This is a genomic window from Streptomyces sp. NPDC045778 (assembly GCF_056431945.1).
Genome location: NZ_JBWKJZ010000001.1, coordinates 174,874 through 197,859, shown reverse-complemented (window position 1 = coordinate 197,859; position 22,986 = coordinate 174,874). Strand labels below are relative to the sequence as shown.

General features: G+C 72.8%; 17 protein-coding genes. 16 read left to right on the top strand and 1 reads right to left on the bottom strand.

The annotated features are described in order from the left end of the window. Window positions 1-51 precede the first annotated feature (51 nt). The 5 genes from AC07GB_RS00880 to AC07GB_RS00860 all read left to right on the top strand — a co-directional run bounded on the left by AC07GB_RS00880 (window position 52) and on the right by AC07GB_RS00860 (window position 7,727). A complete protein-coding gene (locus tag AC07GB_RS00880) occupies window positions 52-591 on the top strand; it encodes an LOG family protein (protein ID WP_478841075.1) in 540 nt (179 codons plus the stop codon). A 169-nt stretch (window positions 592-760) separates the two neighbouring features. Then, on the top strand, window positions 761-1,450 hold the full coding sequence (locus AC07GB_RS00875) for an SDR family oxidoreductase (protein WP_478841074.1): 690 nt from the start codon (window positions 761-763) through the stop codon (window positions 1,448-1,450). 8 nt (window positions 1,451-1,458) lie between these two features. Further along, window positions 1,459-2,475, top strand: a complete 1,017-nt coding sequence (locus tag AC07GB_RS00870; RefSeq protein ID WP_478841073.1) for a methionine synthase — start codon at window positions 1,459-1,461, stop codon at window positions 2,473-2,475. Window positions 2,476-2,506: 31 nt separating this feature from the next. Then, window positions 2,507-4,690, top strand: a complete 2,184-nt coding sequence (gene ligA, locus AC07GB_RS00865) for an NAD-dependent DNA ligase LigA (RefSeq protein ID WP_478841072.1) — start codon at window positions 2,507-2,509, stop codon at window positions 4,688-4,690. A 955-nt stretch (window positions 4,691-5,645) separates the two neighbouring features. Continuing rightward, window positions 5,646-7,727 (top strand): putative bifunctional diguanylate cyclase/phosphodiesterase, encoded by a 2,082-nt coding sequence (locus tag AC07GB_RS00860; RefSeq protein ID WP_478841401.1) that lies wholly within the window; start codon window positions 5,646-5,648, stop codon window positions 7,725-7,727. 43 nt (window positions 7,728-7,770) lie between these two features. Here the strand turns inward: AC07GB_RS00860 and AC07GB_RS00855 are convergent, their stop codons facing one another. Next, a complete protein-coding gene (locus tag AC07GB_RS00855; protein ID WP_478841071.1) occupies window positions 7,771-9,105 on the bottom strand; it encodes a glycosyltransferase family 87 protein in 1,335 nt (444 codons plus the stop codon). A 315-nt stretch (window positions 9,106-9,420) separates the two neighbouring features. On the opposite strand from AC07GB_RS00855, the gene gatC reads away from it, so the two are divergent. The 11 genes from gatC (at window position 9,421) to AC07GB_RS00800 (ending at window position 22,964) form a co-directional block, all read left to right on the top strand. After that, window positions 9,421-9,717 (top strand): Asp-tRNA(Asn)/Glu-tRNA(Gln) amidotransferase subunit GatC, encoded by a 297-nt coding sequence (gene gatC / locus AC07GB_RS00850; protein ID WP_016642027.1) that lies wholly within the window; start codon window positions 9,421-9,423, stop codon window positions 9,715-9,717. A gap of 6 nt (window positions 9,718-9,723) precedes the next feature. Then, window positions 9,724-11,217: an Asp-tRNA(Asn)/Glu-tRNA(Gln) amidotransferase subunit GatA gene (gatA, locus tag AC07GB_RS00845; RefSeq protein WP_478841070.1), complete on the top strand. Its 1,494-nt coding sequence runs from the start codon at window positions 9,724-9,726 to the stop codon at window positions 11,215-11,217. After that, entirely contained in the window at window positions 11,214-11,459 is a 246-nt protein-coding gene (locus AC07GB_RS00840) for a hypothetical protein (RefSeq protein WP_144321085.1), read from the top strand. Before gatA ends, AC07GB_RS00840 begins: the two co-directional genes overlap by 4 nt. 18 nt (window positions 11,460-11,477) lie before the next feature. Beyond that, window positions 11,478-12,995: an Asp-tRNA(Asn)/Glu-tRNA(Gln) amidotransferase subunit GatB gene (gatB, locus tag AC07GB_RS00835; RefSeq protein ID WP_478841069.1), complete on the top strand. Its 1,518-nt coding sequence runs from the start codon at window positions 11,478-11,480 to the stop codon at window positions 12,993-12,995. Between the two features lie 272 nt (window positions 12,996-13,267). Then, window positions 13,268-15,367 (top strand): phosphocholine-specific phospholipase C, encoded by a 2,100-nt coding sequence (locus tag AC07GB_RS00830; RefSeq protein ID WP_478841068.1) that lies wholly within the window; start codon window positions 13,268-13,270, stop codon window positions 15,365-15,367. A 324-nt stretch (window positions 15,368-15,691) separates the two neighbouring features. Next, window positions 15,692-17,905, top strand: a complete 2,214-nt coding sequence (locus AC07GB_RS00825) for an MMPL family transporter (protein WP_478841067.1) — start codon at window positions 15,692-15,694, stop codon at window positions 17,903-17,905. Window positions 17,906-17,931: 26 nt separating this feature from the next. Then, window positions 17,932-18,489 (top strand): GNAT family N-acetyltransferase, encoded by a 558-nt coding sequence (locus AC07GB_RS00820; protein WP_478841066.1) that lies wholly within the window; start codon window positions 17,932-17,934, stop codon window positions 18,487-18,489. A gap of 79 nt (window positions 18,490-18,568) precedes the next feature. Beyond that, window positions 18,569-19,144 (top strand): hypothetical protein, encoded by a 576-nt coding sequence (locus AC07GB_RS00815; protein ID WP_478841065.1) that lies wholly within the window; start codon window positions 18,569-18,571, stop codon window positions 19,142-19,144. Window positions 19,145-19,304: 160 nt separating this feature from the next. Beyond that, window positions 19,305-19,502, top strand: coding sequence for a hypothetical protein (locus AC07GB_RS00810; RefSeq protein ID WP_478841064.1), 198 nt, complete (start codon window positions 19,305-19,307; stop codon window positions 19,500-19,502). A gap of 71 nt (window positions 19,503-19,573) precedes the next feature. Continuing rightward, window positions 19,574-22,648 (top strand): helix-turn-helix transcriptional regulator, encoded by a 3,075-nt coding sequence (locus tag AC07GB_RS00805; protein ID WP_478841063.1) that lies wholly within the window; start codon window positions 19,574-19,576, stop codon window positions 22,646-22,648. An 85-nt stretch (window positions 22,649-22,733) separates the two neighbouring features. After that, window positions 22,734-22,964 (top strand): DUF6191 domain-containing protein, encoded by a 231-nt coding sequence (locus tag AC07GB_RS00800; protein ID WP_478841062.1) that lies wholly within the window; start codon window positions 22,734-22,736, stop codon window positions 22,962-22,964. The last annotated feature ends 22 nt before the right edge of the window (window positions 22,965-22,986 follow it).

Here is a 22,986-nt window from a genome sequence, read left to right as displayed (position 1 = left end):
CTTCTTCCGACGCCCGCCTGGGTGTCGGTGGCGGAACGTACGGTAGGCCGCATGAACATCTGCGTCTTCCTCTCCGCCGCCGACCTGTCCGAGACCTACACCCGGCCCGCCCGCGAGTTCGCCGAGCTGCTCGGCAAGGGCGGCCACACCCTGGTGTGGGGCGGCTCCGACGTCGGCCTGATGAAGGTCGTGGCGGACGGCGTGCAGGAGGCGGGCGGCCGGCTCACCGGCGTGTCGGTGGGCTTCCTCGCCGCCAAGGCGCGGCCCGGCGTCGACGACATGGTGATAGCCGGGGACCTCGCCGAGCGGAAGGCGCTGCTCCTGGAGAAGGCCGACGCGGTCGTCATCATGGTCGGCGGCACCGGCACCCTCGACGAGGCCACGGAGATCCTGGAGCTGAAGAAGCACGGCCACACCACCAAGCCGGTCGTGCTGCTCAACACGGCGGGGTTCTACGACGGCCTGCGGGAGCAGTTCCGCCGCATGGAGGACGAGGGCTTCCTGCCGGTGCCGCTGACCGAGCTGGTCTTCTTCGCGGAGGAGCCGGTGGGCGCCCTGGCGTATCTGGAGGAGTCGCTGGGGGTGCGCTGAGGCGCCGGGTCCCCCGGGACGGCGCGGAAGGCGCGCGCGGGCGCCCGGGGCCTGCGGGAGCGGCCGGCTGCCACCGGCTCGCTCCCGGCCGCCCGCCACACCCCGCGGCCGGCCGCCGCACCCCCGGCTCGCATCCGGGCGCGCGCGGCCGGAATGCGACCATAAGCGCATGGCAACTCATGTGATCACCGGCGCGGGCTCCGGCATCGGCGCCGCAGTGGCCCGCCGACTCCACGCGCGCGGGGACAGCCTCGTGCTGCACGCGCGCGACGCGGGCCGCGCCAAGGAACTGGCCGCCGCGTACCCGGGCGCGAGCACCCTCGTCGGCGACCTGAACGACCCGGACAAGCTCTCCTGGGCCTTCTCCCACCAGACGCTCCCGGACCGCGTGGACTCCCTGCTCCACATCGCGGGCGTCGTCGACCTCGGCCCCGTCGGCGACCTCACCCCCAAGTCCTGGCGCCACCAGCTCAACGTGAACCTGATCGCGCCCGCCGAGCTGACCCGGCACTTCCTGCCCCAGCTCCGCGTCGCCCAGGGCCACGTGATCTTCGTGAACTCGGGCGCGGGCCTGCACGCGGGCGCCGAGTGGTCCGCGTACGCCGCCTCCAAGCACGGCCTGAAGGCCCTCGCCGACTCCCTGCGCCAGGAGGAGCACGGCAACGGCGTCCGCGTCACCTCCGTGTACCCCGGCCGCACCGCGAGCCCGATGCAGGTCAAGGTGCACCAGCAGGAGGGCAAGGAGTACGACGCCGAGCGGTGGATCGACCCCGAGTCCGTGGCGACGACGATCCTGATGGCCCTCGACCTGCCGCGCGACGCGGAGGTCAACGACCTGACGGTGCGGCCCGGACGGTGAGCACGGCGGTGAGCACCGAGGACACCTGGACCCTGGGCCCGGCCACCGGCGTCGGCTCGATGCCCGGGGGCGACGCCCGGGAGAGCGCGAAGACCGTCACCGGCACCTTCGAGACCCCCGAGCAGGGCATCCCGTACCTGGCGGAGCTGCCCGCGCGCGGCCCCGGCGCCGACATGATCGGCCGCACGGCCGGGCTGCTCGTCGAGCTGTACGCGCGCGTGGAGCCCAGCGGCTGGCGGGTCGGCGACCGGCCGGGCCGGGACACGCGGCGCGCGGTGTCCTGGCTCGGCGAGGACCTCGACGCCCTGGAGGAGTTCACGCAGGGCTATGAAGGGCCCCTCAAGGTGCAGGTGGTGGGCCCCTGGACGCTCGCCGCCGCCCTGGAGCTGAGGAACGGCGAGGCGATGGTCTCCGACCCCGGCGCCTGCCGGGACCTGACCGGGTCCCTCGCCGAGGGCCTGCGGACCCATCTCGCGCAGGTCCGCAAGCGGGTGCCGGGCGCGCGACTCGTGCTCCAGCTCGACGAGCCGTCGCTGACCGCCGTGCTGCGCGGCCGGATCAAGACGGCGAGCGAGTACCGCACCCACCGCGCCGTGGACCGCCAGGTCGTGGAGAGCGCCCTGCGCGACGTCATGGCCGTGCACGACGGGCCCGTGGTCGTGCACTCCTGCGCGCCCGACGTGCCGTTCGCGCTGCTGCGCAGGGCGGGCGCGCACGGCCTGTCGTTCGACTTCTCGCTCCTCACCGAGCGTGACGACGAAATCCTGGGCGAGGCCGTCGAGGCCGGGACGAAGCTGTTCGCCGGTGTCGTGCCGGGCACGGAAGGCCCATTGTCAGACCCTGCCGGTAGCGTCATGGGTGTCAGGACGCTGTGGCGCAGGCTGGGGCTGAATCCGGGGTCGCTCGCGGAAGCGGTCACGGTCACGCCCTCGTGCGGTCTCGCGGGTGCTTCGCCCGCATATGCCCGTGCGGCGCTCGCCCACTGCGTCCGAGCGGCGAGATCGCTCGCGGACAACCCTGAGTGACTGGGCCTGAAGGTAACGGGAGGACGAAACGGTGGCTGTCGAACAGGAAGGCACGGTGCCGGCCGAGGCGCGCGAGCAGCACGCCCAGCTCGCCGAGCGGATCGAGGAGCACCGCTTCCGGTACTACGTGAAGGACCAGCCGGTCATCAGCGACGCCGAGTTCGACAAGCTCCTGCGTTCGCTGGAGGCCCTGGAGGAGCGCCACCCGGAGCTGCGCACGCCGGACTCGCCGACCCAGAAGGTCGCCGGTTCGTACGAGACGGACTTCGCCTCCGTCGAGCACCGCGAGCGCATGCTCTCCCTGGACAACGCCTTCGACGACGAGGAGCTGGCCGCCTGGGCCGAGCGCGTGGCCAAGGACGTCGGCTCCCCGGACTACCACCTGCTGTGCGAGCTGAAGGTCGACGGCCTCGCGGTCAACCTGACGTACGAGCACGGCAGGCTCACCCGCGCCGCCACCCGCGGCGACGGCCGCACCGGCGAAGACATCACGCCGAACGTGCGCACGATCACCGACATCCCCGACCGCCTCCAGGGCGACCGCGTCCCGGAGTTCGTGGAGATCCGCGGCGAGGTCTTCTTCCCGATGGAGAAGTTCCAGGAGCTGAACGCCCGCCTGGTCGAGGCGGGCGACAAGCCCTTCGCCAACCCGCGTAACGCGGCGGCGGGTTCGCTGCGCCAGAAGGACCCCCGCGTCACCGCCACGCGCCCGCTGCACATGGTGGTGCACGGCATCGGCGCCCGCGAGGGATTCGACATCGACCGCCTCTCGCAGGCGTACGACCTGCTGCGCGAGTGGGGCCTGCCCACCGCCCGGCACAACAAGGTCGTCGAAGGCCTCGACGGCGTCCGCGAGTTCATCACGTACTTCGGGGACAACCGCCACTCCGTGGAGCACGAGATCGACGGCGTCGTCGTCAAGCTCGACGAGATCCCGCTCCAGGGCCGCCTCGGCTCCACCTCGCGCGCCCCGCGCTGGGCCATCGCCTGGAAGTACGCGCCGGAGGAGGTCAACACCAAGCTGATCGACATCAGGGTCGGCGTCGGCCGCACGGGCCGCGTCACGCCGTACGCCCAGGTCGAGCCCGTCACCGTCGCGGGCTCCGAGGTCGAGTTCGCCACGCTGCACAACCAGGACGTGGTCAAGGCCAAGGGCGTCTTCATCGGCGACACGGTCGTCATCCGCAAGGCGGGCGACGTCATCCCGGAGATCCTCGGCCCCGTCGTCGACCTGCGCGACGGCAGCGAGCGCGAGTTCGAGATGCCCACCGAGTGCCCCGAGTGCGGCACGGCCCTGCGGGCCATGAAGGAGGGCGACATCGACCTCCGCTGCCCGAACGGCCAGACCTGCCCCGCCCAGCTCCGCGAGCGCCTGTTCTATCTGGCGGGCCGCAAGTGCCTGGACATCGAGAACTTCGGCTATGTGGCCGCGGCCGCGCTCACCCGCCCCCTGGAGCCCGCGACGCCCCCGATCCTCGACGAGGGCGACATCTTCGACCTGAAGGTCGAGGAGCTGCTCCCCATCAAGTCGTACGTCCTCGACCAGGACTCGGGCCTGCCCAAGCGGGACCCGAAGACCGGCGAGGAGAAGGTCGTCACCTTCTTCGCCAACCAGAAGGGCGAGCCGAAGAAGAACACCCTCGCCATGCTGGAGAACATCCAGGCGGCCAAGGAGCGTCCGCTGGCCCGGATCCTCACCGGCCTGTCCATCCGCCACGTGGGCCCGGTGGCCGCCGAGGCGCTCGCCCGTGAGTTCCGCTCCATCGACCGCATCGAGCAGGCCACGGTGGAGGAGCTGAAGGACACCGACGGCGTCGGCGAGATCGTCGCGAAGTCCCTCAAGGAGTGGTTCGCCGAGGAGTGGCACCAGGAGATCATCCGCAAGTGGCGGGCCGCGGGCGTCCGCATGGAGGAAGAGGGCGGCGCCGAGGACGAGGGCCCGCGCCCCCTGGAAGGCCTCACGGTCGTCGTCACCGGAACGCTCGAGAACTACACACGGGATGGCGCGAAAGAAGCGCTTCAGAGCCGCGGAGCCAAAGTCACCGGTTCCGTTTCAAAGAAGACGGCATTCGTCGTAGTGGGGGACAACCCCGGCTCGAAGTACGACAAGGCCATGCAAGTGAAGGTTCCCGTACTCGACGAGGACGGCTTCGCGGTCCTGCTGGAACAAGGGGCGGACGCGGCCCGGGAAGTCGCGCTTCCGACCGAAGAATAGCGGTTGAAGGCCACCCGTTCAGCGCATACCAGATGCATACGGGTGGCCGGGTCGCATTCGGGCAACCGTAGACGACCGCTGCCCGTGGAAGCCTTCTGCGGCCTACTGTTGAGGTGTGCGCCTGTCGTGCCCCGCATGCGGACGGGGTGTCCCCTGCTCGTGTCGTGGAGAGCCGGGGGAAGGGTTTTCAGACGCGGCTGTCAGGACGTGAGTCCGCGTGGCGTGGGCACCGCCGGCTGTGAGAGGGACGGGAATGGAACCGACCGAGAGCGTCGCCCCGGACTCATGGCTGCGGTCGCGCCTGCGGCGCGGACTCGGCGCGTGGCGGTGCCGCCGCGCCACCCGGTCGGCCGCGGGCGCCCGCCCCGGAGACGACGACCGGGCCGAACGGCCCGCCCCGGCCCCCCAGCTCCGCCCCCGAGAGCGGGCGTGGACGCACGGCGGCACCCTCCTCGACGACAGCGCCCCGGCGGCCCGAGGGTCGTCCACCGGCTGCGGAACGGGCTTTTCCGGCCCAGGTGGTGCCGTACAGGGGGGAGTAACGGGCATTCGGGGTACGGCAGTTGGTGAGGGACCGGAAGCGGGCGGGCGGGACGCGCCCGGGCGGGGAGGCGGAGGTCGAGGAACGTCAGGCCCGGCGGAGGCTGGTGTGGCGGCGAGTGCCGAAGACGCGCGGCGGAGTGCGGCCAGTGATGCCGCGAACCCTTCCCCCGGGCGGAGTACGACAGGCGGAGGCGCCCAGGGAGCACGCGGTGGCGCGGGCGGCCCCTCCGGAGCGCGCGGCGCGGTGGGCGCGGCCACCGGCGGGTCCGGCGCCGCGCGAGGGGCCGCGGCCGGGCGGCGCGGGCGGTGGCGCGGCGGGAGCGCGGCCCACGAGCGCGCCGGGGACAAGCCCGACGGCCTCAACGGCATGGACGGCCTCAACAGCATGGACAGCCTCAACGGAATGGACGGCATGGAGCCGGACGGCCGCGGCTGGCAGCTGCTGCCCATGGCCGTCGTCGCGGCCGCCGCGCTCGTGCTCGGCACCGGCTTCTTCCACGCCTTCACCGGCGGCCACCCGCTGTTCCCCTCCGGCGCGGTCGGCTGGTCGCTCGCCGTCCTGACCGGCCTCATCGTCGGCCACCTCGTCGCGCTCGGCCGCGACCGCTGGTGGGGCGGCACGGGCTCCGGCGGCGCGCTCACCGTCGCGGTCCTCCTGCTGTACGGCTGGATGCCCGCGGGCATGGTCAGCCTCACCGTCGTCGTCCTCGTCGGGGTCGCGCGCCGTCACCGCTGGCGCCAAGGCGTGCTGCACGGCGCCGTCGACATCCTGGGCATCGGCGCGGGCGCGCTCACGCTCGCCGCCTTCGGCACCGCGCCTGCCGCCGACGCCCCCTGGAATCCCGAGAGTTGGGACCTGTACACGGCCCCCGAGGTGGGCCTCGTCGCCGTCGCGTACCTGGCCGTCACCCGCGTCCTGCTCTGGTACGTGCACGCCCCGCGCACCGGCGCCCTGCCCACCGTCACCCGCACCGCGCTCGTCCGCCAAGGGCTGCTCGGCGTGGCGCTGCTCGGCATCGCCCCGCTGATCTGCGTCGTCGCGATGTCGCTTCCCCTGCTCCTGCCGCTGTTCACGATCCCGCTCGTCGCGCTCGACTCGACGCTGTGGATCGCCCGGGCCAGAGCCGAGGAGCAGCTGCGCGACCCGCTCACCGGCCTTCCCAACCGGCAGTGGCTCCTGGAGCGGACCTGGACGGCCCTGGACGACGCCGAGCGCATCGGCGCCCGGTCCGCCCTGATGCTGATCGACATGGACCGCTTCCGCTCGGTCAACGACACCCTCGGGCACCTCGCGGGCGACCGGCTGCTGCTCCAGATCGCCGACCGCCTCCGGCTCGCGCTGCCGCGCGGCGCGGAGGCGGCCCGGCTCGGCGGCGACGAATTCGCGGTGCTGCTTCCCGTCGCCGACTCCACCACGTCCGCGCAGCGCGTCGCCCGCCAGCTGGTCGGCGCCCTCGGCTCGCCGCTCGACCTCGACGGCCTCACCCTGGTCCTGGAGGCCAGCGCGGGACTCGCCGTCTTCCCCGACCACGCGCTCGACGCGGAGGGCCTGCTGCGCCGCGCGGACGTCGCGATGTACCAGGCCAAGCGGGACCGTACGGGCGTGGAGGTGTACGAGTCCAAGCGCGACTCCAACACCCCTGACCGCCTTGGCCTGTTGGGCGACCTGCGCCGCGCCCTCGACGCGGGCGACGTGGAGCTGCACTACCAGCCGAAGGTGCGCTTCGACGGAGAGGTGGCGGGTCTGGAGGCGCTGGTGCGCTGGGTGCACCCCGAGCGCGGCAAGGTGCCGCCGGACGAGTTCATCGCCATCGCCGAGTCGTCGGGCCTCATGCCGCACCTGACCGAGTACGTCCTGGAGTCGGCCCTCGCCCAGGTCGCCAGATGGCGCTCCCAGGGCCTGAACGTGCCGGTGGCGGTGAACGTGTCCCCGCGCGACGTGCACACGCCCGGCTTCGCGGGCGCCGTCGCCGCGCGCCTCGCCCGCCACGGGGTGCCCGCGGGCGCACTCCAGTTGGAGATAACGGAACACGTGCTCCTGGAGGACCCGCAGCGCGCCGCGGACACCCTCGCCGGGCTCACCGGGCACGGCGTGAAGATGTCCCTCGACGACTTCGGCACCGGCTACTCCTCCCTGGTGCACCTGCGCCGCCTGCCGGTGAGCGAGCTGAAGATCGACCGGTCCTTCGTGGCCCGGCTCGCCGTCGACACCGAGGACGCCGAGATCGTGCGCTGCACCGTCGACCTCGCGCATTCGCTCGGGCTGCTCGTCGTCGCCGAGGGCGTCGAGGACGACGAGACCTGGGAGCGGCTCCGCGACCTCGGCTGCGACGCCGTTCAGGGGTGGCTCGTCGCCGCGGCGATGCCGCCCAGCGAGACCACGGCGTGGCTGCGCGCCCGGGGCGAGGGCGCCACGCACCGGCCCGTCGACCCGGCGCCCGGGCCCGCCGCGCCGGACCCGACGCCGCCGTCCGCCAGCCGCGCGGTGCAGTGACCCCGCGGGGGCGGGCCGCTCCCGTCGCGCCCCGCGCCCGCCCTCAGACGCCGGACGGGCTCTTCTCCCGTTCGCCGGCCGTGCCCCCGAGCCGGGCGCGGCCGAGGCCCGGGGGACGCGTGGGCCGCGCCCGGTGGGTGACCGCCGTCCACACCACGTAGCCGACGCCCAGCCACACGTACGCGTTGCCCGCGACGACGTGGAACGGGTCCCACTGGAGTTCGCGCCGCCAGTGCGGCACGTACCAGAGCAGGCCGTACGGGAGGAGCGGGCGGGACGGGTCCCAGGTGCCGAAGCCGTCGATGCGGATCGGCCACGCCGCGAACAGCGCGAACAGGCCAGCCGCCCACAGCCACGCCGACGCCGCGCGCCGCCGCAGTGCCGCGTCCGCCGCCAGGACGAGGCCGGGCACGATCCACACCCAGTGGTGGGTCCACGACAGCGGCGAGCACACCAGCGTCAGGGCGCCCACCCCGCACACCGCCACCAGCTCCCGGCCGCGCCGCGAGGCCCGCGCCGCCGCGCCGAGACCGGCCACGGCGAGCACCCCGCACACCGCGCCCCACACGGGCCCGCCGACGCCGTCGCCGCCGAGGCCGAAGCGGACGAAGAGGCCGTTCAGGGACTGGTTCGCCAGGTACTCGCGGCCGCCCGCGCTGCCCGCGTAGGCCCCGCCCCAGAAGTCCGCCGACGCCTGCGGCATGGCCCACCAGCCCGCCGCGACCGTCACGGCGAAGACGCCCGCGGCCACGCCCGCCGCCCGGTACCGCCGGGTCAGCAGCAGATACACCACGAACAGGCCGGGGGTGAGCTTCAGGCCCGCCGCGACGCCGATGCCCACGCCCTTCCACAGGCGGCGGTCCGGCGTGGCCAGGTCGGTGAGGACGAGCGCGAGCAGGATCAAGTTGACCTGCCCGAAGTCGATGTTCTGGAGCACCGGCTCGGTCCACAGCGCGAGCCCGCACACCGCGAGCGCGCACCCGGCGGTGGCCGGCCCCGGCCGCCGCCCCGCCATGCGGGCCGCGGCCCAGGCGGAGAGCGCCATCGCTGCGAGGGAGAGGCCCGCCATCAGGCGGGCGGCAGCGGTCAGGTCCAGGTCGCCCAGGCCCTCCAGGGCGCGGAAGGGCAGCAGCGCCACGGGCGGATAGAGGTACGGCAGCGAGTGGACGCCGAACTTTCCGCCGTACAGCTCGTGCTCCGGCGCCCTCGCCGCGTCCAGGTAGACGCTCAGGTCCGCGGGGGTGCGGTGGGCCGCGTACGTCGGATCGTTGATCAGGGTCCACCACGCGGTGAGCGACAGGGCCAGGGCGAGGGCCCCGGCTCCCAGTGCCACCGGGCCTGGCCAGGGGCCTTTCGCCCCGGGGAAGTGCATGCGCATGCCGCGCATGCTGCGCCTCCCCGGGGCGGGGGCCCGGGCAGCGCACCGGGGCCGGCCAATTGTCGTACCACGACATCCCTCGCGGGGCGCCCCAGGCCGGACCGGCTGAATACCCACGGCCCGGGCCGGAGAGTTTCAGCCCGTCCGGCGTTTGAGGACGAGCGCGCAGCGCGATGGGAGGGCGGGCGGGTGGGGGAAAGCCCGGGCTTCGCCCGTCGAGCGCGCCCCCGCGAGAGGAAAGCGTTTCGCGGTCAGCCGCTCGCGCCCCATAGGATTGGGTCCAAATCCATCACGCTCACCCCAGAGGATCGCTGCATGCCTGGCATCACGCGCGAGGAGGTCGCTCACCTCGCCCGCCTTGCACGTCTGGAGTTGAAGGACGAAGAGCTCGACCACTTCGCCGGACAGCTCGACGACATCATCGGCGCGGTCGCCCGCGTCTCGGAGGTCGCCGACCAAGACGTACCGCCGACCTCGCACCCGCTGCCGCTGACGAATGTCATGCGCGCGGACGAGGTCCGTCCGTCGCTCACCCCCGAGCAGGCGCTCTCGGGCGCCCCGGCCCAGGAGCAGCAGCGTTTCAAGGTGCCGCAGATCCTGGGGGAGGACTAACCGAACATGACGGACATCATCAAGCTCACCGCCGCCGAGATCGCCGCGAAGATCGCTTCCGGCGAACTCACCGCGGTCGAGGTCACCGAGGCCCACCTGGCCCGCATCGAGGCCGTCGACGAGAAGGTGCACGCCTTCCTGCACGTCGACCGCGAGGGCGCGCTCGCGCAGGCCCGCGCCGTGGACGACAAGCGCGCCAAGGGCGAGAAGCTCGGCCCGCTGGCCGGCGTGCCGCTCGCGCTCAAGGACATCTTCACCACCGAGGGCGTTCCGACGACCGTCGGTTCGAAGATCCTCGAAGGGTGGATCCCGCCGTACGACGCCACCGTGACGAAGCGGCTCAAGGAAGCCGGCGTCGTCATCCTCGGCAAGACCAACATGGACGAGTTCGCCATGGGGTCCTCCACCGAGAACAGCGCGTACGGCCCGACGGGCAACCCGTGGGACCTGACCCGCATCCCCGGCGGCTCCGGCGGCGGCTCCAGCGCGGCCCTCGCCGCGTACGAGGCCCCGCTCGCCATCGGCACCGACACCGGCGGCTCCATCCGCCAGCCCGCGGCGGTCACCGGCACGGTCGGCGTCAAGCCGACGTACGGCGGCGTCTCGCGCTACGGCATGGTGGCCTTCTCCAGCTCCCTGGACCAGGGCGGCCCCTGCGCCCGCACCGTCCTCGACGCGGCGCTGCTGCACGAGGCCATCGCCGGGCACGACCCGCTCGACTCCACCTCCATCGACGCCCCGGTCCCCGCGGTCGTCGAGGCCGCGCGCAACGGCTCGGTGGCGGGCATGCGCGTCGGCGTCGTCAAGCAGTTCCGCGGCGAGCACTACCAGGCCGGGGTGATGCAGCGCTTCGACGAGTCCGTCGAGCTGCTGAAGTCCCTCGGCGCCACCGTCGTCGAGCTGGACTGCCCGTCCTTCGACCTGGGCCTGTCGGCGTACTACCTGATCGCGCCGTCCGAGTGCTCCTCGAACCTGGCCCGCTTCGACGCCATGCGCTACGGCCTGCGCGTCGGCGACGACGGTACGAAGTCCGCCGAGGAGGTCACCGCGCTCACCCGCGAGGCCGGCTTCGGCGACGAGGTCAAGCGCCGCGTCATGCTCGGCACGTACGCGCTCAGCTCCGGCTACTACGACGCGTACTACGGCTCCGCGCAGAAGGTCCGCACGCTGATCACGCGGGACTTCGAGAAGGCCTTCGAGCAGGTCGACGTCATCGTGTCGCCGACCACGCCGACCACCGCCTTCCCGATCGGCGAGCGCGCCGACGACCCGATGGCGATGTACCTGGCCGACCTGTGCACGATCCCGACCAACCTGGCGGGCAACGCCGCCATGTCGCTGCCCTGCGGCCTCGCGCCGGAGGACGGCCTTCCGGTCGGTCTGCAGATCATCGCCCCCGCCATGAAGGACGACCGCCTGTACAAGGTGGGGGCAGCCGTCGAGGCCGCCTTCGTGGAAAAGTGGGGCCACCCGCTGCTTGAGGAGGCACCGTCGCTGTGAGCAACAAGACGCTGGCCAAGGCCAAGGGCTTCAAGAAGTCCAGGACCGGCACGTATCTGTCCATCGGCACCACCGCCTTCGGTGCGATCAGCACGCTCAAGCAGGTCAAGAAGGCCCGTGCCGAGCACGACGCGCTCCAGCTCGTCGACGCCGTGGTCTCCGCGGCCGCCATCGTCACCGGCATCGCCATCCTGGTGCGCGAGCTGAAGCGCATCGGTGACGACGACGTTCTGCTCGGCTGAGAGGGAAGTTCCAACACCGTGACTGTCACGACCACCCCCGACCTGGCGTCGTACGAGGACGCGCTGGCGTCGTACGACCCCGTCATGGGCCTTGAGGTCCACGTCGAGCTGGGCACCAGGACGAAGATGTTCTGCGGCTGCTCCACCGAGCTGAAGCAGGACGCCAACTCGCAGACCTGCCCGACCTGCCTCGGCCTGCCGGGCGCGCTGCCCGTGGTCAACGCCGTCGGCGTCGAGTCCGCGATCAAGATCGGTCTCGCGCTGCACTGCGAGATCGCCGAGTGGTGCCGCTTCGCCCGGAAGAACTACTTCTATCCGGACATGCCGAAGAACTTCCAGACCTCCCAGTACGACGAGCCGATCGCCTTCAACGGCTATCTGGACGTCCAGCTGGAGGACGGCGAGGTCTTCCGCGTGGAGATCGAGCGCGCCCACATGGAGGAGGACACCGGCAAGTCGACGCACGTCGGCGGAGCCACGGGCCGTATCCACGGCGCGTCCCACTCCCTGCTCGACTACAACCGCGCGGGCATCCCGCTCATCGAGATCGTCACCAAGCCGATCGTCGGTGCCGGTGAGCGCGCCCCCGAGGTCGCCAAGGCGTACGTCGCCGAGCTGCGCGAGCTGATCAAGGCGCTCGGCGTCTCCGAGGCCCGCATGGAGCAGGGCCAGATGCGCTGCGACGTGAACCTCTCGCTGCGCCCGCACGGCCAGGACAAGTTCGGCACCCGCTCCGAGACGAAGAACGTGAACTCGCTGCGGTCCGTGGAGCGCGCCGCGCGCTACGAGATCCAGCGGCACGCGGCCGTGCTCTCCTCCGGCGGCACGATCGTCCAGGAGACCCGGCACTTCCACGAGGACGACGGCTCCACCACCTCGGGCCGGGTGAAGGAGGAGGCGGAGGACTACCGCTACTTCCCCGAGCCCGACCTGGTGCCGGTCGCCCCGTCCCGCGAGTGGGTCGAGGCGCTCCGCGCCGAGCTGCCGGAGCTGCCGCTCGCACAGCGCAACCGGCTGCGCGAGGAGTGGGGGATCTCCGCCCACGACATGCAGGCGATCCTCAACGCCGGTGCGATCGGCCCGATCGTCGCCACCATCAACGCGGGCGCGGACGCCGTGTCCGCCCGCAAGTGGTGGATGGGCGAGCTGGCGCGCAACGCGAACGAGCAGGGCGTCGACCTCGGCGCGCTGCCCATCACGCCCGAGCAGGTCGCCCGGGTGAGCGCGCTCGTCGCCTCCGGTGACCTGAACGACAAGCTGGCCCGTCAGGTCATCGACGGCGTGCTCAAGGGCGAGGGCGACCCCGACCAGGTCGTCGAGAAGCGCGGCCTGAAGGTCGTCTCGGACGACGGCGCCCTGACGGCGGCCGTCGAGGAGGCCATCGCGGGCAACCCGGCCATCGCGGACAAGATCCGCGGCGGCAAGGTGGCCGCGGCCGGGGCGCTGGTCGGCGCGGTCATGAAGGCCACCCGTGGCCAGGCCGACGCGGCTCGCGTCAAGGAGCTGATCCTGGAGAAGCTGGGCGTCGAGGGCTGACGCCAGGGCTTTCCGAGCAAGAGAGGGGCGCCGCATCCGGCAAGGGTGCGGCGCCCCTCTCTGCGTAGTGCCCCGAGGTGTGGTGCCCCGTAAGGGGCGCGGGGAACCGCGCGCTCAGCCACGACGAAACCCGCAGACGAGAGACGGGGGCAACGACGTTCACTGCAACTTAGGCCCGCAGTCTTCCCTCTGCAACCAGGAGTCACTACCGTCCCAGCTCAGCAGACCAATGGATCACCGGACAACCATTGGGTGTCGACTGGAGGTTGGGCGTGGCAGCGGAGATTTCGCGCAGACGGTTGATGGCAGTGGGCGGCGGCGCGCTCGGCGCCGCCACGGTCGGGTCCTTCCTGCCGCCGTCACTCCAGCAGGCACTCGCCAAGGAGCCGCCGAAGGGCGGGCTCGACGCCATCGAGCACGTCGTGATCCTCATGCAGGAGAACCGGTCCTTCGACCACTACTTCGGCTCCCTGCGCGGCGTCCGCGGCTTCGGCGACCGCAACGCCATCCAACTGCCCAGCGGCAAGAGCGTGTTCGAGCAGCCCGGAGCGGGGCGCTCCGTGCTGCCGTTCCCCGTGCGCGAGGCCGCCGCCACGCAGCAGAAGGACCTCCAGTACATCGGCGCCCTCGACCACTCCTGGAAGGGCGGCGCGAAGGCCTGGCACGACGGCTGGATGGACGGCTGGGTGACGGCCAAGACCGCCGCCACCATGGCGTACTACACGCGCCAGGACATCCCGCTGCATTACGAACTCGCCGACACCTTCACGGTCTGCGACGCCTACCACTCCTCCATCCACACCTCCACCAGCCCCAACCGCAACCACCTGTGGAGCGGGAAGACGGGCTTCGAGGCGTCCGGCAAGCGGGCCGTCGACAACGACGCGTACGACGAGGGCAGACACCCCGGCTACGAGTGGGGGACGTACGCCGAGCGCCTGGAGAAGGCGGGCGTGAGCTGGCAGACGTACACCGAGTGGGAGAACTTCACCGACAACCAGATCGAGTTCTTCACCACCTTCAAGGCCATCGCCCGCAAGGCGCTCGCCAAGACGGAATTCACGTTCATGGAGGCCTTCTACGCCAAGGTCCGCGACGCCAGGGACGAGCCGGAGCGGGCCAGGCTGCTCGCCGCGCTCGACGACGGCGTGCGGTCGCTGACCCGGCGCGAGCGGTCGCTCTTCGAGCGGGGCCTCAGGCGGGTGCCGACGGGCAAGCTCGCCGAGACCTTCGCGCGGGACGTCGCCCGGGGCAGGCTGGCGAAGGTCAGCTACCTGGTGCCGTCCGCCGTCGACTCCGAGCACCCTTCCGTCTCCTCGCCGATCCACAGCGCCACCATCGTCTACAAGGTCCTGGACGCGCTCGCCTCGCACCCGGAGGTGTGGCGGCGCACCGCCGTGTTCATCAACTACGACGAGAACGACGGCTTCTTCGACCACGTGCCGCCGCCCGTGCCGGGCGCCGACGACCCCGACGGCGCCGAGGAGCGCTGGCAGGGCCTGCCGACCGGGCTCGGCGTGCGGGTGCCGATGCTCGTCGTGTCGCCCTGGAGCGTCGGCGGGTACGTGTCCTCCGAGGTCTTCGACCACACCTCCGTGGTGCGCTTCCTGGAGCGGTGGACCGGGGTGCGCGAGCCCAACATCGGCGCCTGGCGCCGCCAGGTCACCGGCGATCTGACCGGCGCCTTCGACTTCGACCGCGGCCACCGGCAGCCGGAGGTGGAGCGGCCCGGCGCGATCCCGCCGTTCAGCGGCCGCTGGCAGCCGCAGCCGCCCGTGCGGCAGTCGATGCCCCGCCAGGAGCCGGGCGTGCGCCGGGCGCGCCCGCTGCCGTACCAGCCGGACGCCGACGCCAGGACCGGCAAGGACGGCACGCTCACGGTGCGCCTGCGCAACGGCGGCCGGCGCAGCGCGCACTTCGCGCTGTACCCGTACGCCGGGGAATTCCCGATGCCGCAGCACCAGGACGTCCGGCACGAGGGCCGCTGGTCCGTGCCGCTGCGGGGGGACGCCTACCGCTTCACGGTCACCGGGCCGAACGGGTTCCGCCGCGAGTTCGCGGGCCGCACGGCAGGGGCCGCCGCGCTCTCCTCGGCGATCACCCGGCGCGAGCTGCACCTGACCCTGGCCAACCGGGGCAAGGAGCCGCTGGTCTACACCGTCAAGCCGCTCGGCTACGTGGACGAGGACGACGTCCGCCGGCGCACCCGGACCGTGCGCGTGCGGCCGGGCAGCAGCCGCACCCTCGCCTGGCGCACCTCGGACGAGCGCGGCTGGTACGACGTCGAGGTGACGGCGGGCCCCGGCGACGAGGCCTTCCGGCGGCGCCTGATGGGCCACATCGAGAACGGCCGCGCCAGCGTGTCGGGCTGACCGGCCGGGCGGAACCGGTGAGGCGGGGGCACACGGGCGCGGCCCGTGTGCCCCCGCGCGGTCCGCGGGGTCGCGCGCGCCTGGACGGACCCGCCGAACCTGTTGTGAGGCTGGACACGAAACGGACTAAGGATCTCCGGCGGCTGTCAGAGTGGCTCCGCATGGCCCATCTCGGTCATGTCGTCGCACAAGCGGCCACATGATCTTTACCTGTCCATGCCGATCAAGTAGTACTTCAAGCAGTAGACGTGTTCTTTTCGGGTCAATTCCGATGCTTCCCGGCTGCCCCGACGAGGATCCACGAGTCACTCAGGGAGCCGGTCCGTGGCAGCACTCGCCCGGTGGTGCGTCAAGCACCGCCTCGTCGCCGTACTGCTCTGGCTCCTCGCACTCGGCGGCACCGCGACCGCCGCCGGCGTCGTCGGCTCCGCGTACTCGAACAACTACGAGGTGCCCGGCACCGAGTCCCACCGCGCGAGCCAGCTCCTCAAGGACGGCTTCCCGAGCCTCGGCGGCGACAGCAACACCGTCGTCTGGCACACCGGCAAGGAGCCCGTACGGTCCGCCGCGGTCGAGCAGACGATGACCGAGACGCTCGACGAGATCGCCGAGCTGCCGGGCGTGGCCTCCGTCACCAGCCCGTACACCGAGCGCGGCGCCACCCAGATCAGTGAGGACGGCCGCACCGCGTACGCCACGGTCACCTTCCGTGGCCAGCTCGACGCTGTCGACCCCGGCGAGGCCCGCGCCGTCGTCCAGACCGCCGAGGCCGCCCGGACCGAGGGCCTCGACGTGGCCCTCGGAGGCGGCGCCATCGGCCTCACCGAGGCCAAGAGCGCCAAGACCGCCGAGATCGTCGGGGTGGCCGTCGCCGCCGTCGTGCTGTTCCTCGCCTTCGGCTCGCTCGCCGCGTCGGCCCTGCCCATCGCCACGGCGCTGGTCTCCGTCGGCACGGCGTACGCGGGCATAGTGCTGCTCGGCCACGTCATGACCGTCGCCGACTTCGCGCCGATGCTCGGCACCCTGATCGGGCTCGGCGTCGGCATCGACTACGCCCTGTTCATCGTCACGCGCCACCGCAAGGGCCTCAAACGCGGCCTGCCGGTCGCCGAGGCCGCCGAGCGGGCCGTCGCCACCACCGGCCGCGCCGTCGTCTTCGCGGGCGCCACCGTCTGCATCGCGCTGCTCGGCATGCTGATCCTGCGCCTGAGCTTCCTCAACGGCGTCGCCATCGCCGCCTCCCTGACCGTCGTCCTCACGGTCGCCGCGTCCGTGACGCTGCTGCCCGCGCTGCTCTCCTTCATCGGGCCGCGCGCGCTCAGCCGCCGCGAGCGGCGCAGGCTCGCCGAGCGCGGGCCCGAGCCGGAGGTGCCCACCGGGCTCGCCGCCCGCTGGTCGGCGTTCGTGGAGCGCCACCCCAAGCTGCTCGGCGCCCTCGCGATCGTGGTGATGGCGGTGCTCGCCCTGCCCACGCTCTCGCTCCGCCTCGGCACGTCCGACCAGGGCAACAACCCCGCGACGGCCACCACGCGGCAGGCCTACGACCTGCTCGCCGACGGCTTCGGCCCCGGCGTGAACGGCCCGCTCACCCTCGTCACGGACGTCCGCGGCGCCCCCGACCGGCTCGCCCTCGACAACCTCGGCGCGACCCTGGAGTCCACCCCGGGCGTCGCCTCTGTGAGCCCGGTGACCTACGACGCCGGCGGCGACGCGGCCTTCCTCACCGTCGTACCCGAATCCGCACCCCAGTCGAAGGCCACCAGCGACCTCGTCGACCGGCTCCGCGGCGACGTCCTGCCGCGCGCCGAGAGCGGCACGTCCCTCGACCTCCACGTCGGCGGAGTGACGGCGGGCTACGACGACTTCGCGGAGGTCATCGTCGGCAAGCTGCCGCTGTTCGTGGGCGTCGTCATCGGCCTGGGCTGCGTCCTGCTGCTCCTCGCCTTCCGCTCGGTCGGCATACCGCTGAAGGCCGCCGTCATGAACGTCGCGGCGGTCGCCGCCGCCTTCGGCGTCGTCGTCGCGGTCTTCCAGTGGGGCTGGGGCAGCGAGCTGATGGGCCTGGGACGCGCCGGCCCCATCGAGCCCTTCCTGCCCGTCATCATGGTCTCGGTCCTCTTCGGCCTCTCCATGGACTACCAGGTCTTCCTGGTCAGCAGGATGTACGAGGAGTGGCTGGAGACCGGCGACAACCGCGTCGCCGTCCGCGTCGGCCTCGCCGAGACCAGCCGGGTCATCAACTCCGCGGCCGTCATCATGATCTCGGTGTTCCTCGCCTTCGTGCTCAGCGGCGACCGGGTCATCGCGATGTTCGGCATCGCCCTCGCCGCGGCCGTCGCGCTCGACGCCTTCCTCCTTCGCACGCTGCTCGTGCCCGCCCTCATGCACCTGCTCGGCGGGGCCAACTGGTGGCTGCCGCGCAGCGTGGACCGCTGGCTGCCGCGGATCAGTATTGAGGTGCCCGAGCGCCGGACCCATGCGAAGATCCCCGGACACCGCGAGCGCGACGAGGTCGCGTACGCGCTGGAGAAGCGCTAGCCGCCACACCGCCGAGGGAGAGCCGGATGTTCGCCATATCCGTGGGGGAGGGGGCCGAACTGCGGCCTCTGGAGCCGTGGAACGCCGAGGAATTCCTGGAACACGTCGACCGGGCGCGGGAGTTCGCGGGCCCCTGGGTGCCCGCGACGGTCATCGCCAAGGACCTGGAGTCCGCCCGGGGGGTGTTGCAGAGGTACGTCGACAAGCTGGCGTCGGACACCGGACGCCTGTACGGCATCTGGCTCGACGGCAAGCTCGTCGGCGGTGTCCTCTTCCGTGTCTTCGACACCGCGACCGAGACCTGCGAGGTCGGCGTCTGGCTCGAACCCTCCGCCACCGGCCGCGGCCTCATCACCAATGCCGTCCGTGCCCTCGTCGACTGGGCCGTCGACGAGCGCGGCATGCACCGCGTGGAGTGGCTGGCCTCCTCCCGCAACGACCGCAGCAAGGCCCTGGCCGAGCGCCTCGGCTTCGTCCGCGACGGGGTGCTGCGGGAGAGCTTCCCCTGGCAGGGCATCCGCCACGACATGGAGGTCTGGTCGGTGCTCGCGCCCGAGTGGCGGGCGGCCCGCGCCGCGCGTTGAGGGGCCCGGGCGCCTCGCGTTAAGGGGCTTCTCAGACGCCGTAAGGGGACTCTCAGACTCCGTCCGTACGGTGCGCAGCATGGGAACGAAGAGCGCCAACGAGACGGACGAGACGGTAGCGACGGACGAGGCGCCTAAGGAGGCACCTCAGAGCCCGGAGCCGTCTAAGGCCCTTACCGAAACCGGTGAGCCCGAGGCCGACGAGCGTGAGGCCGATGAGCCCGAGGACGTGCTCGCCGAGGACGAGCCCGCCGCCGCACCGGCGGGCATCGGGCAGGGCGCGGCCGCCGTCGTCGCGGCCGCGCTCGGCCTGATCGGCCTCTCCGGAGGGTGGCTCGGCACGGTCGCCGCGGCCCGCGAGTCCCTGATCGGCCAGCTCAACACCTCCCAGGGCGCGGGCGTGGCCCGCCAGGTCCAGGAGGTCTACGGCGACTCCTGGAAGACGACGGCCCTGGTCGCGGGCGCGTTCGCCCTCGCCGCCGTGCTGGTCGGCGCCGCCACCCTGCTCCGCCCGGCCTTCGGCGCCCCCCACCGCGTCCAGGCCCCCTGGATCAAGTCGGTCGCCTGGGCGGGCTTCGCCCTCGGAGCCATCGGCCTGGTCCTTGCCGTGGCCAAGTACACGAACCTGCTCCTGGGCTTGCCGGCCACCAGCTAGGCCTGAGCGGGCACCCGGACCCGGGACTAAGGCACACCCGCACACCTAAGGCCCCCCGCCCCCACAAGATGCGGAACCTTCCCGATGTGCCGCGCCCCCCTGGGAAGCGAAAGTGGAGTCATCGCAGAGAGCGAGACACCACCACCCAGGGGGACACGAAATGTTCGACTACGAACTCCACCAGTTCCGCGCCGCCGAGCTGGCCCAGGAGGCCGCCCGCCACAGCCTCGTACGGGAGGCGCTCAAGGGTCTGAAGTCGCGTCGGGCGCTCGGCCGGGAAGAGGCCGCGGCCCGGATGACGGCCGAGCGCACCGAGCCCACCGCCCGCCAGGCCGACCGCTTCACCCGCGCGGCCTGACCGCGGCCCCGGCCCGGCCCTGCATGTCGCGCACAGCGAAACCCACTCCCGCAAAACCGCAGCTCTGTGCGATGCTCACCGCTGTGGAGACCAAGTCCGTCAGCCCCGTCTTCGTCGGCAGAGCCGATGAACTGCGCGTACTGAACGACGCGCTCGCCCGCGCCGCCGCGCCCACCGCGGGCGAGCCGCAGGCCTTGCTGCTCGGCGGCGAGGCCGGGGTCGGCAAGACCCGCCTCCTCGAGGAGTTCGAGGCCGCGGCCATCGCCGCGGGCGCGGTCGTGGCGGTCGGCGGCTGCGTCGAGATCGGCGCCGACGGACTGCCCTTCGCCCCCTTCTCCGCCGCCCTGCGCAGCCTGCGCGAGCAGCTGCCCGCCGAGTTCACGGCCGCCGCGGCGGGCCAGGAGGAGGAACTGGCGCGGCTGCTTCCGGAGTTGCGCGAAGGGCCCAGAGGCCCGTCCTCCGGCGGCAGGCCCGGCGAGGAGGCCATGGCGCGGCTCTTCGAGCTGACCGCCCGCCTCCTGGAGCGCGTGGCCGCCGACCGCACCGTCGTCCTGGCCCTCGAAGACCTGCACTGGGCGGACGCCTCCACCCGCCACCTGCTCTCGTATCTCTTCCGCACGCTGCGCAGCGGCCACCTCGTCGTCCTCGCCAGCTACCGCGCCGACGACATCCACCGTCGCCACCCGCTGCGCCCGCTCCTCGCCGAGCTGGACCGCCTGCGCACGGTCCGCCGCGTCGAACTCGCCCGCTTCAGCCGGGACGAGGTGGCCCGGCAGATGGCCGGCATCCTCGCCACCGAGCCCGCCCCGAAGCTGGTCGACGACGTCTTCGAGCGCTCCGACGGCAACGCCTTCTTCGTCGAGGAACTCGCCGTCGCCTCCCACGGCGGCAACTGCGCCGCACTCAACGACTCGCTGCGGGACCTGCTCCTCGTCCGCGTCGAGGACCTGCCCGACGACGCCCAGAAGGTGGCGCGCATCGTCGCCGAGGGCGGCTCGACCATCGAGTACGACCTGCTCGCCGCGGTCGCCGACCTCACCGAGGACGACCTCATCGACGCGCTGCGGGCCGCCGTCGGCGCCAACATCCTGCTCGCCACGCCCGGCGGCGACGGCTACCGCTTCCGGCACTCCCTGGTGCGCGAGGCCGTCGGCGACGACCTGCTGCCCGGCGAGCGCTCCCGCATCAACCGCCGCTTCGCCACCGTCCTTGAGGCCGACCCCGCGCTCGTCGCCGCCGACCAGCGCGCCGCCCGCCTCGCCAGTTACTGGTACCACGCCCACGACGCCGCGAAGGCGCTGCCCGCCGTGCTCAACGCCTCCGTCGAGGCCCGCCGCCGGCACGCCTACGCCGAGCAACTGCGCCTCCTCGAACGGGCGATGGAGCTGTGGGACGACGCTCCCGACGACGTGCGCGCCCTGCTGCGGCCCGTCGACTACACCGAGGTCTACCCGCCCTGCGGCTGCGACCCCGCCACCACCCCGCTGCGCTATCTGGACCTGATGGCCGAGGCGGCCGTCGCGGGCCGCCTGTGCGGCGAGCGCGAACGCGCGCTGAAGATCACCAAGCGTGCCCTGCGTCACCTGGAGGACGAGCAGGACGCCCTGCGGTCCGCCTGGTTCTGGGTGCAGCGCTCGCGGCTGGTGCAGAGCCTCGCCCGCGGCGACGGCTGGGCGGAGCTGGCCACCGCGCAGGACCTCGTGCGCGGCCACCCGCCGACGGAGGTGCACGCCGAGGTGCTCACCATGGTCGCGGGCTGGCAGATGCTGCACCAGCCGGGCCCGGAGAGCCTCACCGCCGCCGAGCAGGCCGTCGAGTACGCCCGCATGGTCGGCGCCCACGAGATCGAGCTGAACGCCCGGCTCACCCTCGGCGGCCTGGTCGTCGACACGGGCGACATCGACGCCGGGCTCGCCGAGATGTACGCCGTCCGGGAGCGCGTCACCGCCGAGGGCATCGTCGGCGTGCTCTGCCGCTGCTACATCAACCTGCCCTCCGTCCTCGAAGGCATCGGCCGCCACCGCGAGTCCCTCGCCCTCCTCGACGAGGGCATCAAGCACGCCCAGCGGTACGGCCTGCGCGACTCCGAGGCCTGGATGTGGGCCAACCGCTCCGAGTCCCTGTACTCGCTCGGCCGCTGGGACGACGCCGTCGACTCGGCGAGCCGCGCCGTCCTGAGCGCCAAGCCGCGCGGCGGCGCCGGGGTGCGCCTCGCCTACTTCGCGCTCGCCCGCGGCGACATGGCCGAGGCCGCCCGCCACCACGCCGAGGCCTGGCGGCACTTCGGCACGCACGACTCCATACCCCAGAACACCCTTCCCCTGGCCCGCATCGCCCTCGGGATCGCCGCGGGCGAGGGCCGCATCCTCGACGCCCGCGCCGAATTCCGCAGGACCGTCGGCGAAGGCCTCCCGCCCGGCACCCAGCGGTACGGCTGGCCGCTGGTCCTCGCCGCCGCCACCGCCGAGGCCGACGCCCGCGGCCTCGCGATCGCCGCCCCGGGCCGCGAGGAGTCCCTGCGCCTGATCCGCGCCACCGCGAAGTCCCTGGCCACCCGCGTGCCTGTCTGGCAGGCGTACGAGCGCTGGGTGCGTGCCGAACTCCTGCGCGCCGAGGGCCACGCGACCTCCGACGACTGGCTGGAGGTCCTCTCCGCGATCACCCCGCTCGAGCGGCCCTACGACCTCGCGCGCGTCCGCCACCGCCTCGCGGAGGCACTGCTCACGGGCGGGGCCCCGGGCGGCAGGGCCGCCGCGGGCGACACCGACCGGGATCGGGCCGCCGAACTGCTGCGGCAGGCGGTCGCGGTGGCCGAGCACCTCAGCGCCCGCCCCCTCGTCGAGGCCGTCACGCAGCTCGCCAAGGCGGCCCGCATCGCGCTGACCGGAGCGCCCTCGTCCGCCCCGGCCGACCCCGCCGAGGAGCTGGGCCTGACCACCCGCGAGCGTGACGTGCTGCGCCTGGTCACCGCGGGGCGCAGCAACCGCCAGATCGCCGAGGAACTGTTCATCTCCCCGAAGACAGCGAGCGTCCACGTCTCCAACATCCTCGCCAAGCTGGGCGTCGCAGGCCGCGGCGAGGCGGCGGCCCTCGCCCACCGGCTCCGCCTCTTCACCGAGCAGGAGGAGCCCGTGGCGGCGGGGTGACCGGGGCCCGCCCGGGCCCCGGCCCGTTTCCCGGGCGCTCGCTTACCCTGGGGAACGGGACCGTCTTCAGCCTCCGGGAGGCACCGTGTTCAACGTGTTCGAGCAGCTCTTCGCTCCCGGGCGCAAGCACACCGACGACGAGAAGAAGCGGCTGGAGCTGTCGCGCGTGGACGTCGACGACGGGGACCCGGGCCGCGGGCCCATAGACCTGTCCTCGGGCAAGGTGGTCGTCAGGGTCCCGAACCAGGGGGCGGTGGGCGCCCACCCTGAACCGGAATCCGGCCCTGGCCCCGACGAGCCCCCGCCCCCGGCCTGAGCCCGCCGCCGATTCAGCCTCT